The organism is Hoylesella loescheii DSM 19665 = JCM 12249 = ATCC 15930 (assembly GCF_000378085.1).
Classification (GTDB): Bacteria; Bacteroidota; Bacteroidia; order Bacteroidales; family Bacteroidaceae; genus Prevotella; species Prevotella loescheii.
In genome coordinates this window covers 20,886-35,703 of sequence record NZ_KB899215.1, presented here as the reverse complement: position 1 = coordinate 35,703, position 14,818 = coordinate 20,886, and the positions used below count along the sequence as shown (strand labels likewise).

12 protein-coding genes and 1 pseudogene are annotated in these 14,818 nt (G+C 46.9%); 5 read left to right on the top strand and 8 right to left on the bottom strand.

Going from position 1 to position 14,818, the window contains the following annotated elements:
- Positions 1–222 precede the first annotated feature (222 nt).
- From F453_RS0107720 to F453_RS0107700, 5 genes are all read right to left on the bottom strand, one after another.
- On the bottom strand, positions 223–693 hold the full coding sequence (locus tag F453_RS0107720) for a hypothetical protein (RefSeq protein ID WP_232214818.1): 471 nt from the start codon (positions 691–693) through the stop codon (positions 223–225).
- 180 nt (positions 694–873) lie between these two features.
- Positions 874–1,446, bottom strand: a complete 573-nt coding sequence (gene ruvC, locus F453_RS0107715; protein ID WP_018967499.1) for a crossover junction endodeoxyribonuclease RuvC — start codon at positions 1,444–1,446, stop codon at positions 874–876.
- Between the two features lie 164 nt (positions 1,447–1,610).
- On the bottom strand, positions 1,611–2,255 hold the full coding sequence (locus F453_RS0107710; RefSeq protein ID WP_025789951.1) for an MBL fold metallo-hydrolase: 645 nt from the start codon (positions 2,253–2,255) through the stop codon (positions 1,611–1,613).
- 102 nt (positions 2,256–2,357) lie between these two features.
- Positions 2,358–3,005, bottom strand: coding sequence for a 16S rRNA (guanine(527)-N(7))-methyltransferase RsmG (gene rsmG / locus F453_RS0107705; RefSeq protein ID WP_018967497.1), 648 nt, complete (start codon positions 3,003–3,005; stop codon positions 2,358–2,360).
- Positions 3,006–3,079: 74 nt separating this feature from the next.
- A complete protein-coding gene (locus F453_RS0107700; protein ID WP_018967496.1) occupies positions 3,080–3,880 on the bottom strand; it encodes a DUF3298 and DUF4163 domain-containing protein in 801 nt (266 codons plus the stop codon).
- 321 nt (positions 3,881–4,201) lie between these two features.
- Here F453_RS0107700 and F453_RS0107695 point away from each other — a divergent pair, with 321 nt between their 5' ends.
- Together F453_RS0107695 and F453_RS0107690 are read left to right on the top strand one after the other, a co-directional pair.
- Positions 4,202–4,822 (top strand): 30S ribosomal protein S16, encoded by a 621-nt coding sequence (locus tag F453_RS0107695; protein WP_009235013.1) that lies wholly within the window; start codon positions 4,202–4,204, stop codon positions 4,820–4,822.
- A 368-nt stretch (positions 4,823–5,190) separates the two neighbouring features.
- A complete protein-coding gene (locus tag F453_RS0107690; protein ID WP_025789949.1) occupies positions 5,191–5,628 on the top strand; it encodes a hypothetical protein in 438 nt (145 codons plus the stop codon).
- 74 nt (positions 5,629–5,702) lie between these two features.
- On the opposite strand, the gene prmA is transcribed toward F453_RS0107690, so the two are convergent.
- Entirely contained in the window at positions 5,703–6,572 is an 870-nt protein-coding gene (prmA, locus tag F453_RS0107685) for a 50S ribosomal protein L11 methyltransferase (RefSeq protein WP_018967495.1), read from the bottom strand.
- Positions 6,573–6,805: 233 nt separating this feature from the next.
- Between prmA and F453_RS0107680 the strand changes: the two genes are divergently transcribed.
- The 3 genes and pseudogenes from F453_RS0107680 to F453_RS0107670 all read left to right on the top strand — a co-directional run.
- The gene (locus tag F453_RS0107680) at positions 6,806–7,789 is read left to right on the top strand and encodes a hypothetical protein (RefSeq protein WP_025789948.1); all 984 of its coding nucleotides are present in this window, start codon (positions 6,806–6,808) and stop codon (positions 7,787–7,789) included.
- A 71-nt stretch (positions 7,790–7,860) separates the two neighbouring features.
- On the top strand, positions 7,861–9,483 hold the full coding sequence (locus F453_RS0107675; RefSeq protein ID WP_018967493.1) for an OmpP1/FadL family transporter: 1,623 nt from the start codon (positions 7,861–7,863) through the stop codon (positions 9,481–9,483).
- A 213-nt stretch (positions 9,484–9,696) separates the two neighbouring features.
- Positions 9,697–9,933: pseudogene (locus F453_RS0107670) on the top strand (RagB/SusD family nutrient uptake outer membrane protein); the annotation flags it as partial.
- A 1,012-nt stretch (positions 9,934–10,945) separates the two neighbouring features.
- Here F453_RS0107670 and F453_RS0107660 read toward each other — a convergent pair.
- A complete protein-coding gene (locus F453_RS0107660; RefSeq protein WP_018967491.1) occupies positions 10,946–12,286 on the bottom strand; it encodes a TolC family protein in 1,341 nt (446 codons plus the stop codon).
- Positions 12,287–12,629: 343 nt separating this feature from the next.
- Complete coding sequence (locus F453_RS0107655) at positions 12,630–14,684, bottom strand: DNA topoisomerase 3 (RefSeq protein ID WP_018967490.1); 2,055 nt, start codon at positions 14,682–14,684, stop codon at positions 12,630–12,632.
- Between the last annotated feature and the right edge of the window lie 134 nt (positions 14,685–14,818).

The window sequence follows — 14,818 nt, the reverse complement described above, 5'->3', positions numbered from 1 at the left end:
TCAGGTAAAGAAATGGTTATCTAGCCAACTTGTGCTACACGGCAGTTAGCATAACAAATTGCTCTTATCCCGAACTCGCGTATTATGTGTAGCGATAGTGTCAAGCACGCTCGCTGTTCAAAACGCTTTAGCCGATCAAATAATTCACGCCTACCCCACCCTTTGCCCTTCATTCTCGAGCGAAAGAAAAGCTACGGTTGAGCTAAAGCGAGGTAAAAGCCCCTACTTTTTACGGCGAACTTCGGCCAAAGCCTTCACCCAATCGGTATCCAAAGAGAACTGCGTCATATAGTTGCTATTGTCGTAATAGCTCAACACCAGTTCCTTATCCGTGTCGTTAAAGCGGCTGTTGCTGATAGAAGCATTTTTAAAGCGAGCCATCACCAACTCTTTCTGCGCTTTTTTCTTAGCTTCCGACAGACGTTTGAAGAACAAGTTGATAAACTCGTGCATAGCGTATGCCTGCCTGTCAAGCATCCTAACGGTACTGTCGGGCATCAGTTCTTTCGACTTCATCGCCATATAGTTCAGCTCGTCTACCTTAAACGTTGCCACCTTACGCACGTCAAGGCTCTTGCTTTTGTCGGCTGCCGTTTGTTTCGACACCTTCAATATGCGCTTATACACTTCTTGTGCTTGCGCTGTAAAGCACACCGTGCATGACATCAGCGCCATAATCAAAATCTTTTTCATTGCAGTTCCTTTCATTTTTTATACTTCTAATTCTATTGAGTTTGTGAGTTTATCAGTTTATGAGCTGGTGAATTCATTCGTTTGTCGTAAGCTTTAAGTTTATAGATTGTGTGAGATGAGATTCATCACTCACAACCCAACGACCGAGGAATTAACGACTTATGAACTTAAAGACTTCATTCATTTACCCGCCACGCGGTCTTGGTTGCGCTTCACAAAGTCTTTCCAGCCTCGATATTTCGTATCAGTTTCAGGCCTATCCATCTGTAAGAAGTGGCAATAGGCAGCACCAAGGGCATCTGTTGCATCCATAAACTTAGGCATGTCATCGTCGCTTAGCTTCAACATACGCTTCAACATACCAGCCACTTGTTCTTTCGAAGCTTGTCCTTGCCCCGTTATGGCCATCTTTATTTTCAGTGGCGCATACTCGTGTATAGGAATGTCGCGGTGTATGGCAGCAGCGATAGCCACGCCTTGAGCCCGTCCCAACTTCAACATCGACTGTACATTCTTACCAAAGAATGGAGCTTCAATGGCCAGTTCGTCGGGCAGATAGGCATCGATGATGCCCGAAACGCGCTCGAAGATATGCCCCAACCGTAAGTAAGGGTCGGGCATTTTGCGCAAGTCGATAACGCCCATCGCCACCATTTGCGCCTTTTTCCCTACCACACGGATAACGCCATAGCCCATCAAGGTGGTGCCAGGGTCAATGCCCAGTATTATCTTTTCTGTCTCTTCTTTATGCATGAATCGATTTGTAAGTTGGGAACGAGTTTACCTGCTCTTCTAGTTTTTCGAGCGTTCCTTGGCTTTCTTGTTCTTCTAGGCTTTCTGGTTTTAGCTAGCTTACTACTTACTCTTACTACATTTACTACTTACTCTTACTACATTTACTCCTTACTACTTACCCCCTATCTATCCAAATACGGATTATGCGCCAGCTCGTAGCCAATCGTCGTCTCTGGTCCATGTCCCGAAAACACGCGCGTAGTGTCGGGCAGTTGCGACAAGTGGCGTATGCTTTGCATCATTTTAAACATGCTTCCGCCAGGCAAATCAACCCTGCCAACCGACCCTCTGAAGAGCGTATCGCCTGTAAAGGCCACGCCTTCGGCCTCGCAATAGAACACACAACTACCCTCTGTGTGGCCAGGCGTATGAATGATGGTGAACCGATGGTTCCCCCATTCGATGGTATCTGCCTCCGTAAAGTATCTCCCCACAGGCGGTTGTTTCTCTTCAAGTTGCATGTTCAGCAGATAGGCAGCCTGCTCGGGCAGATGCTCTAGCAACTCACTATCGTCTTCATGCATTTCAGGGCGCAAGCCGTAGGTAGCAAACACAAAGGCATTTCCCAAATTATGGTCCACATGTCCATGTGTAGCCAGCAGTCGACGGGGTGTCAACTGGTTATCGGCGATATACTGCGTAAGCGCCGACTTATCTTTCTCGAAGAATGCACCGCAATCTATGATCACGCATTCCTTGGTCTCGTCTGATACAACATAGCAGTTTTCCTGAAACATGTTGCACATTATATGATGTATATTCAGCATCGTGCTAAATCGTTTTGCATTTTGTTTTTATCCTTCATTGGGTGTAGTCACGGTTCGGCAAGTCTTCATTCACAACCGCCAATCTACCTCAATAGGTAATGTCTACATCGGTACATACACCACGTTTTTCTCTTCGAACCACGCTTCATCAAACCAATTGCTCACCGGCGTAACGTCTACGACCTTCTTCACAGAGCGCGTTTCGGCATCAAGATTACCCCCTTTGAGGCATATCAGTCCGTTAGGCAACGCGTTATGTTGTTTGTGTGAAATGTTCTTCTTCACGATTTTCATCAATTCGGGCAAAGGCATCACGGCCCGGCTCACCACAAAATCATACTCGCCTTGCTCTTCTTCGCCCGCCTTCTGTTCGGCTTGGGCGTTGGACAAGCCAATGGCAGTGGCAATCTCTTGTGTTACACGTATCTTCTTGGCTGTACGATCTATCAGCTTGAACTGACATTCGGGAAACATGATAGCCAACGGAATGCCAGGGAAACCTCCCCCCGTGCCGAAGTCTAACACGCGTGTGCCAGCCTTAAACTGCACATACTTGGCGATGGCTAGCGAGTGAAGAACATGGTGCAGATACAAATTGTCGATATCTTTACGCGAAACAACGTTTATCTTTTCGTTCCACATGCGATATAGTCCGCCCAATTTGGTCAGCTGATCTTGTTGCTCGGCTGTCAGATTCTTAAAATATTTACGTATCTCATCCATTGTCTTTATCTTGTTCTTAGGGGGCATCCACGCCCTATTGCATTTATTATGGCTTTATCTTATGAGCTATCTTCTGTCGCCATTGCAGAACGAATGACCCCCTACTTTAATATGCGGCTTAGTTCGCTGCTACTCAAAGTAACGCTAATTTCACCCACAGCATGCGGTGCAATCTCGTCTTCACAATATATAAAGGTGAAGCTGTCGTCGTCGATGGCAAAGTTGTCGGGCACGTAAACATATCCATCAGCAAATATGTCTTTCTTATTTAACTCGTCCAGTCCATTGGCATCAAAGCGTTCGCCCACCTTTTTAAGCAGCAGTTCTTTCAGCGTAGGCTCGTAACCAGGCACGAAAACGTCTTGCAGTTGCAACACGTTTCCAGTAGTAACGTCGATGTTTCGCACCAGCGTTTGGTTTATTCCGTGCGCACCACCACCGTAAGTATATATCTTGGCTGTATAAACGATGATGTTCTTCGCCCCGTTTCGTGTAGCCGTTTTTACCTTATAGTCGTAGTTATAGGCTGTGGCATGCTCCCTATCTTGGCGATAAAGCATGCTATAGTCGGCCACATAGTCGTTAATCAATCGTTTCATAAACGAGTCTACAGCCTGTTTCATGCCAAACTTTTGATTGGTAAGTCCCAAATAATCTGGCATCATAATACCCGCATGTATCAGAGCGTTATTTATCTTGTCGGCGTTATTTCCCTTGGCGAATTGCAAGCTAAGGGTCACATTGCACCGCGGTGCGTCCTTATCGTTGGTTAGCGCCACAGTGGTATCCACCACAATACTGTCGAAATCCAGTCCTTCAATCTTGGCCGTAGTGCCTTTCTTGTTCGTGCAAGCGGTAAACGCCACAAACGCAACGGCCAAAACAATGAGTATTCGTTTCATGTTATTTCTTTGCGTGATAATGTGCAAAGTTACGAATAAATTGCTCAAGGGCGCAGTTCTTTGGTGTTAATCTGTGTTTTTTGGTATACTTTGTTGCTCTTACCACTTAACTCCTTTACTCCTCCCCCATTACTTCTTACTCCTTTATTCTTTAAACACTTCACCCCTTACTCCTTTACTCCCTCTACTCCTTACTACTCTACTCCCCTTAAAATTTCTCACTCTTCCTTGCTCATTATCAGAAAAATATGCGTACCTTTGCAGCCGCTGTCACGAGTTGACAGCATTAAATTCAAACCTAATTACATTTTAAATTGCACAATGGCAACAAAAATCAGATTACAACGCGGCGGCCGTAAGGGCTATGCTTTCTATGGCATCGTTATCGCCGACGCAAGAGCACCACGTGATGGTAAGTTTACTGAGAAGATTGGTACGTACAACCCCAACACCAATCCCGCAACTGTAGATTTGAATTTCGAACGCGCCTTGCATTGGGTAGAGTGTGGAGCACAACCCACCGACACTGTTCGTAACATCCTTAAAGGCGAAGGCGTTTACTTGATGAAGCACCTACGTGGTGGCGTTAAGAAAGGCGCATTCGACGAAGCAGCAGCACAAAAGAAGTTCGACGCTTGGAAAGAAGAGAAGAATAAGGGTACCGAAGCTATCCGTAACAACGAAGCTAAGGCTAAGAAAGATCTCGAAGCTAAGAAGCTAGAAGCTGAAAAGAGCATCAATGCTGCTATCGCCAAGAAAGTAAACGAAAAGAAAGCTGCAGAAGCTGCCGCAAAGGCTGAGGCCGAAGCTGCCAACGCTGAAACTGAAGCAGCTGTAGAAGCTACCGCTGAAGCACCAGTTGAAGAAGCACCCGAAGCACCTGCACAAGAGGCTACGGAGGCTCCTGCCGAAGAGGCTACCGAAGCTCCTGCTGAAGCATAAGTCACTGCACTTAACAAACAAAAACAAGGGATATGCCACAAAACGGCATGTCCCTTTTTGTTTTACACAGGGACTGCAACACACTTTTGTTGGCTCAGCGCAAGATTAGATGAAAAAACGAATGGCTATCTCACCAGCAGATCAGCCGCCACGCGGTAGTTGGCATAACAATACTCTCTTAATCCCGAACTCGCGCAAAGATGAATTATTGTGACTTTTCTAGATTATTTGCCACATTATTTGTTAAACAATCATACCACAGCTTCTGAGAAAACAAATATCCTAAAAAGACAAACATTTTTTATACAAACATGCTTGCCTTTGTGGTTTTTTACTATCTTTGCAATACCATTAAAACAATTTGCATTATGAAAGCTACGGAACAAACCATCATGCAGGTGGAACGCGCCATCAACAAAATAGCGCAAAAGTTTCCTAACCTAGAAAACAACGTCACCCTCACCGATATCCACATACGGGTTTCGCAAGATTCTGGTGAATTACTTGCCTTCGACGACGACGATAGGGAGATAACCCGTTGTGTGGTGGAACAGTGGATTGAAAGCAAGGACGAACACTTTTACCACAACGTTACTCATATTCTGCAAAGTTGTTTGCGGAAACTTAATGCCGTGGTAGAAGGTATGGGTATTCTCAGACCATTTAGTTTCGTGCTCGAAGACGATGAAAAGAACCATGTGGCAGAGCTACATCTCGTTGACGATGATACGAGTATCATCACGGGAGAACTGCTTCAAAACCTCGATGAAGACCTTGACAGTTTCATGGAAGATTTGATGAAATAACACGAAACACCACATCTATGCGGCGCTCCACGCCATGCGCCGTGCCCTAAACTAATGAAGCGGACAGCATTTTGCTACTCCTTGCTGAACGTTAAACACGCCCACCCCTCTTGCTCACTTTCCGATACGAGCCTCAGTCCTAAGTTTGTGGCCGCCGTCACCAACATTGACACGTCTGCTTGGTAAAAGCCACTAAGCACAATCGTGCCTTTTTTCGCCATCGCTTGCACCCATCTAGGCAAGTCGGCCAAAAGGATATTGCGGTTGATGTTGGCCACAACCACGTCGAAAGGTCCGTCGCCAGCAGCCAATGATGTGGCGTCGCCTTTGCGCACAACCATGTTAGCCACGCCATTTAACGTGGCATTGTGCAGACTATTGTCTACACTCCACTCATCTATATCATAACCCAACACGCTTTCCGCCCCCAATTTAGAAGCCACTATGCCCAAGATGCCTGTTCCGCAACCGCAGTCTAGCAGGCGTTTGCCTTGCAGAGGCATGCCCAACAGTTGTGCAACAACCATCTGTGTAGTTTCGTGCGTACCCGTACCAAAGGCTTGTCGTGGCTCGATAGCCACTTGTAGGTGGAAGCCCGCTGGTAAGTCGGCTGCCGAATAATGGCGTGCATCGAATATAATACAACGTCCCTCGATACAAATTGGTTCAAATCCGTTGGCCTCCCACTCCTCGTTCCAGTTGCGGTTTTCGGCCTCAACCATCTCGTAGGCTATGCGTGCCGAGGTTATTGGAAAGTCGGCGATGGCCTCATCCAGTGCTGCCTTGTCTAGCACTTGTGGCTGAACATAACCCACCAACTTATCATCCGTTTCTTCGAAAGCCTCGAAACCGGCTGCCACAGCCAAGTCGGCAAGCAAGTCTTTGGCTGCTTCCATATCTTCGTTCGCTACATTCAGCGTGAAGACCGCTTTAAGATATTCCATATCAACAAGTTTGTTTTAGTTGGGCATTGTGTGTTATCCCCCTTGGCAAACTCTGTAACGAGACATTATCCCCTCATTGTTTGCCAATGGCTTACAAACCAAGCCCGCATCGCAAAATTACAAAAAAATAGGGAAAATCCTCTGTTTAGTTAGGGAAAATCCTTATATTTGCATAACTATCGTTAGTAAATTTGCAACGTAACAACTTGCCTTTGGCAGAAAGGAACATTGACATGAAAAGATTAGGATTATTAGCAATCGGTTTGGCATTTGGGTCGTTCACGGCAATGGCTCAAACAGACGATGTGTATTTCGTACCTAAGAAATCAGACAGGATTAACAAAGAATACAAAGACAGGGGAGAACGCGATGCCGATGTTTATTACTCGGGATCGAACAGGAACGTAGACGAGTACAACCGTCGCAACCGCAACGGCAGCAGTTACCAAAAGATAAGGCGCGACTCGCTAGGAAACGTCATCGTTGAAGAGGACGTTAACACCTCGTTTGCAGGGCGCGACCGTGACGCTTACGACCGTTCGCGACGCGACAAACGCGACTATTACGATGACGACGACTATTATTACAGCCGTCGTGTTAGTCGTTTCTACGACCCATGGTTCTTCGGCTACTATGGTTACTCGCCTTATTACGGCTATTCGCGTTGGGATTGGGATTGGTACGACCCATTCTACTACGGCTATGGCCCTCGTTGGCGTGGCTATTATTCATACTGGTATAACGACTGGGCTTATCCCTACTACGGCTATGGTTGGCGTTCACCCTATTATTATGGTGGCTACTACGGTCCGTACTATGGCTATTACAGGCCTTATTACGGATGGGGCACCTATTATACACCAGGCTATTACACCTATCGCGGTGGTGCAGCGGGCACACGCAACCATGGCACGATGAGTTCGCGAGGGGCAAGAGACCGCACCGACTATCGCTACCAATACAATGGCGATACGCGCTCGTCGGGTCGGAGCTACGGCAACGGCTACGAACGCAGTAGCAACGGCGACTTCTACAACACCCGTTCGTACGACAATAACCGCAATTACAACCCACCTACACGTAGCTACGACAGCGGTTCGCGTGGTGGTTCGTTCGGCGGAGGTGGTTCGTCGAGGGGCGGCGGCGGTTCGTTTGGCGGTGGCAGTACTGGTGGTGGAGCATCATCTAGGGGAGTAACCTTCGGTGGCAGACGCTAAACCAGTGTGCAGAATATAAAAAATGCAGTGAAAAAGAGATAGGAGACCTATTTATGAACACAAGATATTTGATGATATGTTCGGCCTTGCTGGCACTGCCGGCAATGGCCCAAGAAACTTACGAGAACGCCCGATTGCTGGGCGGCGACCTAAATGGTACGGCGCGATATGTGGGTATGGGCGGTGCAATGGAAGCATTAGGTGCCGACCTTTCCACAATTCGCACCAACCCCGCAGGCATCGGCCTCTACCGAAAATCGGGTGTCAACCTCTCGTTCGGGTTTAATTCGCAGGCCGACGCCAATGCTCGTTTGGGGCATTCGTCCACAAAAATGAGCTTCGATCAAGTGGGATTTTACCGCGCCATGCGTATGGGCGAACGCTCGTTTGTTAACTTCGCCTTCAATTTCAGCAAGGGAACCAACTTCAACTATTTCCTTAGCGCGGCAGGCAGGCTAAACGATGCCTCGCTGGGAAAGCAGGCTTACCTTAAAGGTTTGCGCGGTTCGCTGTACGACGGAGGTTACAGCATTGGGCCAGACCCTAAGCACCCCGATGTGTATTTGGGCTTTGTTGATTCCAACCCAAGCAACAACGACGTGTCGCGAAATTATGGTCAGCTAGACTATCTGTATTGGAACTCACGTTTGATACCCGCTAAACAACCAGGGGACGCCATGTACGATGCAGCCAACGGCTACGACTTTAATCGCTCGCAACATGGTTATATCGGCAATTACGACTTTAACATCAGCGGAAACGTTAACGATCGTGTGTACCTAGGATTGACCCTTGGCCTACGCACCGTTAACTATAAGGGTTACTCCGAATATGTGGAAAACCTCGTGGACAAGACCAACAAGAATATTGGAACAGCCACCGTGGCCGACGAACGCAAAGTTACTGGCACGGGTTTCGACCTTAGTGCGGGTGTAATTTTCCGTCCCATAGAAGAGTCGCCTTTCCGTATAGGTTTCTCTGTCAATTCGCCTACATGGTACGACTTGAAAACTGAGAACTATACCACTATACTAAACGAGGGCCAAAACCAAGGAAGATGGGAACGTGGAAAGTCTAGCGAAACCTATAACTTTAAGGTTTTCACCCCTTGGACCTTTGGTGCGAGCTTAGGCCATACCGTTGGCGACTTCTTGGCATTGGGTGCATCGGTAACCTATGCCGACTATGCATCGGTGGATAATAGGTATATCGACGGTGAATATGTTGACTATTATGGCGACACACACGAGACTTCGGCCAGCGACAAGGTGATGAACAACCATGCCAAACGTACACTCAACGGTGTTGCAACGGTAAAATTGGGTATGGAATACAAGGTTTTGCCACAGGTTGCAGTGCGCGCGGGATATAATTACGTATCGCCTGCCTATAAGAAGGATGGCTTTAAGGACGGCACACTCAACTCGGAGGGCTCATATTACAGCTCGGCAGCCGACTACACCAACTGGAAGGCTACCAACCGCATCACTCTCGGAGTGGGCTTCATTGGCAAACAATGGTCGGCCGACCTTGCTTATCAGTACAGTGCAACCAATGGCGAGTTCTATCCATTCACCAATGGACTGACCACAGTAGACCCAGCAACCAAGAAACCCGTCACGAACGAGGCCTCTGCCGTATCAGTTAGCAACAAACGCCATCAGATGTTATTCACCGTGGGTTATAGGTTTTAATGCCAGTTGATAAGGTTACGAGTTGACAAGTAAGTCTACATTTGTGAAGCAAACTAAGTTAACAAGTTAATGAATTAACAACCCATCAAGCTCACAAAGCAACGAGCTTAGTCACCTTATTATAAAATAAATGCCGCATGTTCTTTTGTAGAACATGCGGCATTAGTTATTATAGTACTGTTTAAAAATATGTGCTACACCGCCGCACAGTTTAATGCCACTACAGCAAAGAGCTTAGTAGACAAGGAACGGCAGCTGGAACTTGCTTTCCAAGCCGAACGCAGCTATGACGTGTTCCGCAATGGCGATGCACTTACGCGTCGTTTCCCCGGTCCGCACCAACCTATGCAAGACGTTCCCGCTACAGACTACCGCGTGATTTACTTCATCCCGCAGTCGGCTATCAATGCCTACAATGGTGTGCTGGAACAAAATCCTAGTCAAAATTAAAAGGTGAAAGGCCATACCAAAAGGTGAAAGGTTGAAAAAGTGAAAAGGTGAAAAGATGGCTAACGCCCTTTAAGGGTGAAAAGATGAAAGGAGTGAAAGGGTGAAAAAGATGGCTTACGCCCTTTAAGGATGATGGGTGAAAAGCAGGTTTCGCCAGTTGTCAGAACTACAAGGCCATGAATTATCAAGGCAAAAGATAAGAAAACATATCGCATGCGCTCTCCTATCTCAACACGCCAAATAAGCCTTTGTAGCGCCTTTTATCACTATCGAGCAAGTTCCATATAAGATGGAACGCGATTCCGGATAAGATGGAACGCGATTCCAGATAAGATGGAACACGATTCCAGATAAGATGGAACACGGTTACAGATGATATGTAACAGTGTTCCATTTTATGTTTAACGAGATAAACGAATAAAAAACAGTGTGTTTGCGCTTACTTATTAGGGTGTAAGTAAACACATCTAAGCATATCGAGATTAAGTAGAAATAGGCAGAAATGTCATTTCCATCCTGCCCCATTTTTATCTTCTGACAGAAATTCAGTTTCTTTTGACAGAAGAACATAAGGAACATTAAGGAGGAGAAAAGGCCTTATCTACAATCGCGAAACATGCTTCAGTCAAAGGGATTGAAGCGTTTACGCCAATTAGGGCTAACCTGTCAATTGGCGAACCCCTTTTCTTCATCTCATCATCCTTAAAGGGTATCAGCCATCTTTTTCATCTTTTAGGTTGACGAGTTAAAAAGTAGACAAGTTAACAAGCTGATAAACGAAGCCATCTTTTCACCTTTTTACCCTTTCACTCTTTCACCGTCAAAGGGCGAAGCCATCTTTTCACCCTTTCATTTCTTTCACCCTTTCACCCTTAAAGGGCGTTAGACATCTTTTCACTCTTTCACCCTTTCACCCTTAAAGGGCGTTAGCCATCTTTTCAACTTTTCACTTTTTCACCTTTAAAGGGCGTCAGCCTTCTTTTCACCTTTTCACTTTTTCACCCTTTCACCTTTACTTAATCTCTCCCGTTTTATAGAAATTAAGGAGGTTGATGTTAAGGATGGCCAAGTATTTACTTTGCAATTCGTTTTGCTGGGCAGTAACAAGGTTGTTCTTACCAGTCATCAATTCGATGATGTTTTTTAGTCCAAGCTTGAACTGTTCGTTAAGCAAGTCGTAGCTTTGTTGTGCACTTTCCACGCTAATCTTTGCTGCCTTATACTTGTTTTGGTTGTTGGTGGCCTGCAACCAACACTCTTCGATGTTGGAATAAAGGGTTGTTTGCTTATCCTGCAATTCGAGCATCGAGCTTTGTTTTTCGAACATCGCCTTGTTAACAGCCGTACGTTTAGAGCGATTATCAAAGATAGGGATGCTCAGAGTGACGCCTGCCCCCATGTCGAAGTTGGTTTTGAGCTGCGTTCCCCATTCCTTGTTGTTCATCGAAGTGGTGTTTGTTCCCATACTTGCGCCAAGGCTAAGTGTAGGCAGATTTTGTGCCCTAGCTATCTTTATACTCAATTCCGACTCGTTGATAGCGAGCTGTGCGGCCTTCAACTCGGGTCGCCAACTGATGGCCTGACCATAAACCTCGCCCACCGAAGGTATGGACTCCAAGGCCATTTCATCGGTGGTGGCAGGCACGGCCACTTCAAAAGGAGCACTGTCGGTAATTTGCAACAGCTGTTTAAGTTGCCGTTTAAAGTCGGCCAGAGTGCTCTGCGCCGAAAGAACATTATACTCTTCTTGCGCTCTTTGTGCGGTAAGCTGCGCCAAGTCGGCCTTACTCATCTTGCCCACGTTAAGCATTTCCTTGCCCCGTTCTTCGTTTTGAGCGCTTGTTTCCAAAGCCTGCTTGCTCACGCTAATGGCCTCCGAGGAATATAAAATTTGCACATAAAGTTGCGCTATACGCTCTTGTATGGTGGCTGCCGATACCATTGCGTCGGCTTCGGCTTTGCTCGCCCCAAGCTTATTAAGGGCAATGGTGTTGCGATTGCGGTTTCCGTTCCATAGCGTCCATTGCGCATTGATAACGTATGTGCCGTTATATGACACCTTATCTACACTCGATTGCACAGAGCCATTTGCCACACGGGCCTCTCCTGTTTCAGGCCACGGACGATAGTTTACGTTTTGTGAGGTGGAAGCCGATACCGAAGGCAACAGCTCTGCTTTGCTGTGCAACACCTCTTCTTCGGCCGACTTAACGGCAACTCGTTGCTTTTGCAAGCTAATGTTGTGCTGCATCGCATAGTCGATACAGTCTTTCAATGTCCATTTGTGGGTCTGGGCAAAGAGCATGGTGGGCAAGGCGAAGAGCACGCCTAGGCTTAGTGTCCATTTCTTCATATTGTGAGGTTTATGAGTTCTTTAATTTATGAGTTTATGCGTTTGGGAAAGTTTGAGTTGAGAAGATATTTTAAGTTGAGGAGGTGTTGAGCTATTGAGTTAACAAAGATTAATAGCACGCTGCAACAAAGCATCTGGCTTAATTCCATAACTCCTTAACTCCATAACTCTTCGAACTTACTTCTTACTACCTTTACTACTTTACTACTCACTACTTAGACATGGTTGAGGCCTAAAAAGTTTACAAGAGGCGCCGCACTTTAACAATAATTTATATCGTTCGGTGAGCCTTAAACGTTTTACCACACACCGATGCGGGGGCAAAACATCATCGTGCCCATGTCTACGCCTCGTTGAATGGCAGTCGGAAATTACAGCCCGCCTTCCAATTGCTACATCCGTAGGCCCCTTTTCCTTTGATGACAACCCCCTGCTTGCATTGCGGACAAGGTGTGCCCACAATGTTATCGTCGGTTTGGAGAGTAGGTGCCACAGTTGGTTCGGCAGTATTAGGGGCCTTTGCCACAGTCTGCGTCTTATCTTTGGGAGTAGCAGCCTTCTTTTTAGCGATGGTTTTCTTGAGGTCGTCTTCGGTGGTGATGGTGATGTGACGGTTGGAATTATCGCTCAACACTTCGTTAACAATCTCGGTTATCTGTACCTTCAGTTCGTTCACAAACTGCTGTGCGTCGTAGTTGCGATGCTCAATGTCACGTAGTTTCTTCTCCCAAATGCCCGTGAGTTCACAACTTTTCAAAAGTTCTTCACGAATAATGCCTATCAGTTCGACGCCTGTTGGCGTGGGCAAGAGGTTCTTTCGCTCGCGACGGATATAGTGGCGCTTAAACAAAGTCTCGATGATGCCGGCACGCGAAGAGGGTCGGCCAATGCCGTTTTCTTTCAGCGCGCTACGCAATTCTTCATCTTCGACAAACTTTCCAGCCGTTTCCATGGCACGCAAGAGCGTTGCCTCGGTGTAAAACTTTGGTGGAACGGTCCACTTTTCACTCAATGTGGGCGTGTGCGAACCCTTCTCGCCCTTGGTAAAGGTAGGTAAGGTGCGCTCTTCGGCCGTTTGTTTGGCCGAATCTTCATCGTTATTAGCGGGCGTATCCTTAGCATAGAGCACGCGCCAACCCTGTTCCAGTATCTCCTTACCCGTAGCTTTCAGTTCAATATCGTCTACCTTGCCCGTTACGGTGGTAGTAGAAAATTTGCAATCGGGATAAAATACAGAGATGAAACGTCGCGTTACAAGGTCGTACACATTGCTTTCCATCTCTGAAAGTCCACCTGCGGGAACACCCGTAGGGATAATGGCGTGGTGGTCGGTAACCTTCGACGAGTCGAAAACCTTCTTACTTTTACTTAAAGCCTTACCTAGCAACGGCTGAGTAAAGGTTTCGTAACCACGCACTCCTTTTAATATAAGGGGGCATTTGGGGTAGATGTCGTCGCTAAGAAACTGTGTATCGACACGCGGATAGGTGGTAAGCTTCTTCTCGTAAAGGCTTTGAATGAGGTTTAACGTCGTTTCGGCCGAATAGCTGAACTTGCGATTACACTCCACTTGCAACGAGGTGAGGTCGAAAAGATGGGGCGGAGCCTCCGTTCCTTTCTTCTTCACAACGCCCGTTATTTCAAAATCCTTATTGGCAATGGTTGCAAAAGCGCGTTCGCCTTCTTCCTTATCGGTGAACTTCCCCTTAGTGGCGGTAAACAGCGTATCGCGATAAATGGTGGAAAGCACCCAATAAGCCTCAGGCTTAAAATTGTCTATCTCTTTCTGTCGGTTAACGATGAGGGCCAAAGTAGGTGTTTGTACGCGCCCGATGCTTAGCACTTGTCGGTTCTGACCATACTTTAAGGTGTACAGGCGTGTAGCATTCATGCCCAAAATCCAGTCGCCAATGGCCCTGCTTAGTCCTGCGAGGTAAAGCGGTTGATACTCGCTTTGGTCTTTAAGGTTGGCAAATCCCTGTCGGATGGCTTCCTCGGTAAGCGATGAAATCCATAGTCGTTTAACAGGACATTTGGCTTGTGCCTTCTGCATCACCCACCTTTGAATCAGTTCGCCTTCTTGTCCGGCATCACCACAGTTCACTATCTCGTCGGCGTTTTGCATCAGCCGCTCTATCACTTGGAACTGTTTCTCGATGCCGCGGTCTTCAATTAGCTTTATGCCGAAGCGTTGGGGTATCATGGGAAGCGAGCCCAAGCTCCACCGTTTCCAGTTGTCGGTGTAGTCGTTGGGTTCTTTTAGGGTGCAAAGGTGGCCAAAGGTCCACGTCACTTGATACCCATTGCCCTCCATATACCCGTCGCGTTGGGTGGTTGCGCCTATTACAGAGGCGATATCACGTGCCACGCTGGGTTTCTCGGCTATGCAAACTATCATCTTCTATTATCCAATTAAGACTACAAAGTTAGGAATTTTATTTTTAAAATGGGGTCTGTGGCGAAGGCTAACTGATTTAAGAAACGTTGCGCGAGTGGTTTCTCGCATAGCGAAAAAACGCAAAAGACGCATTC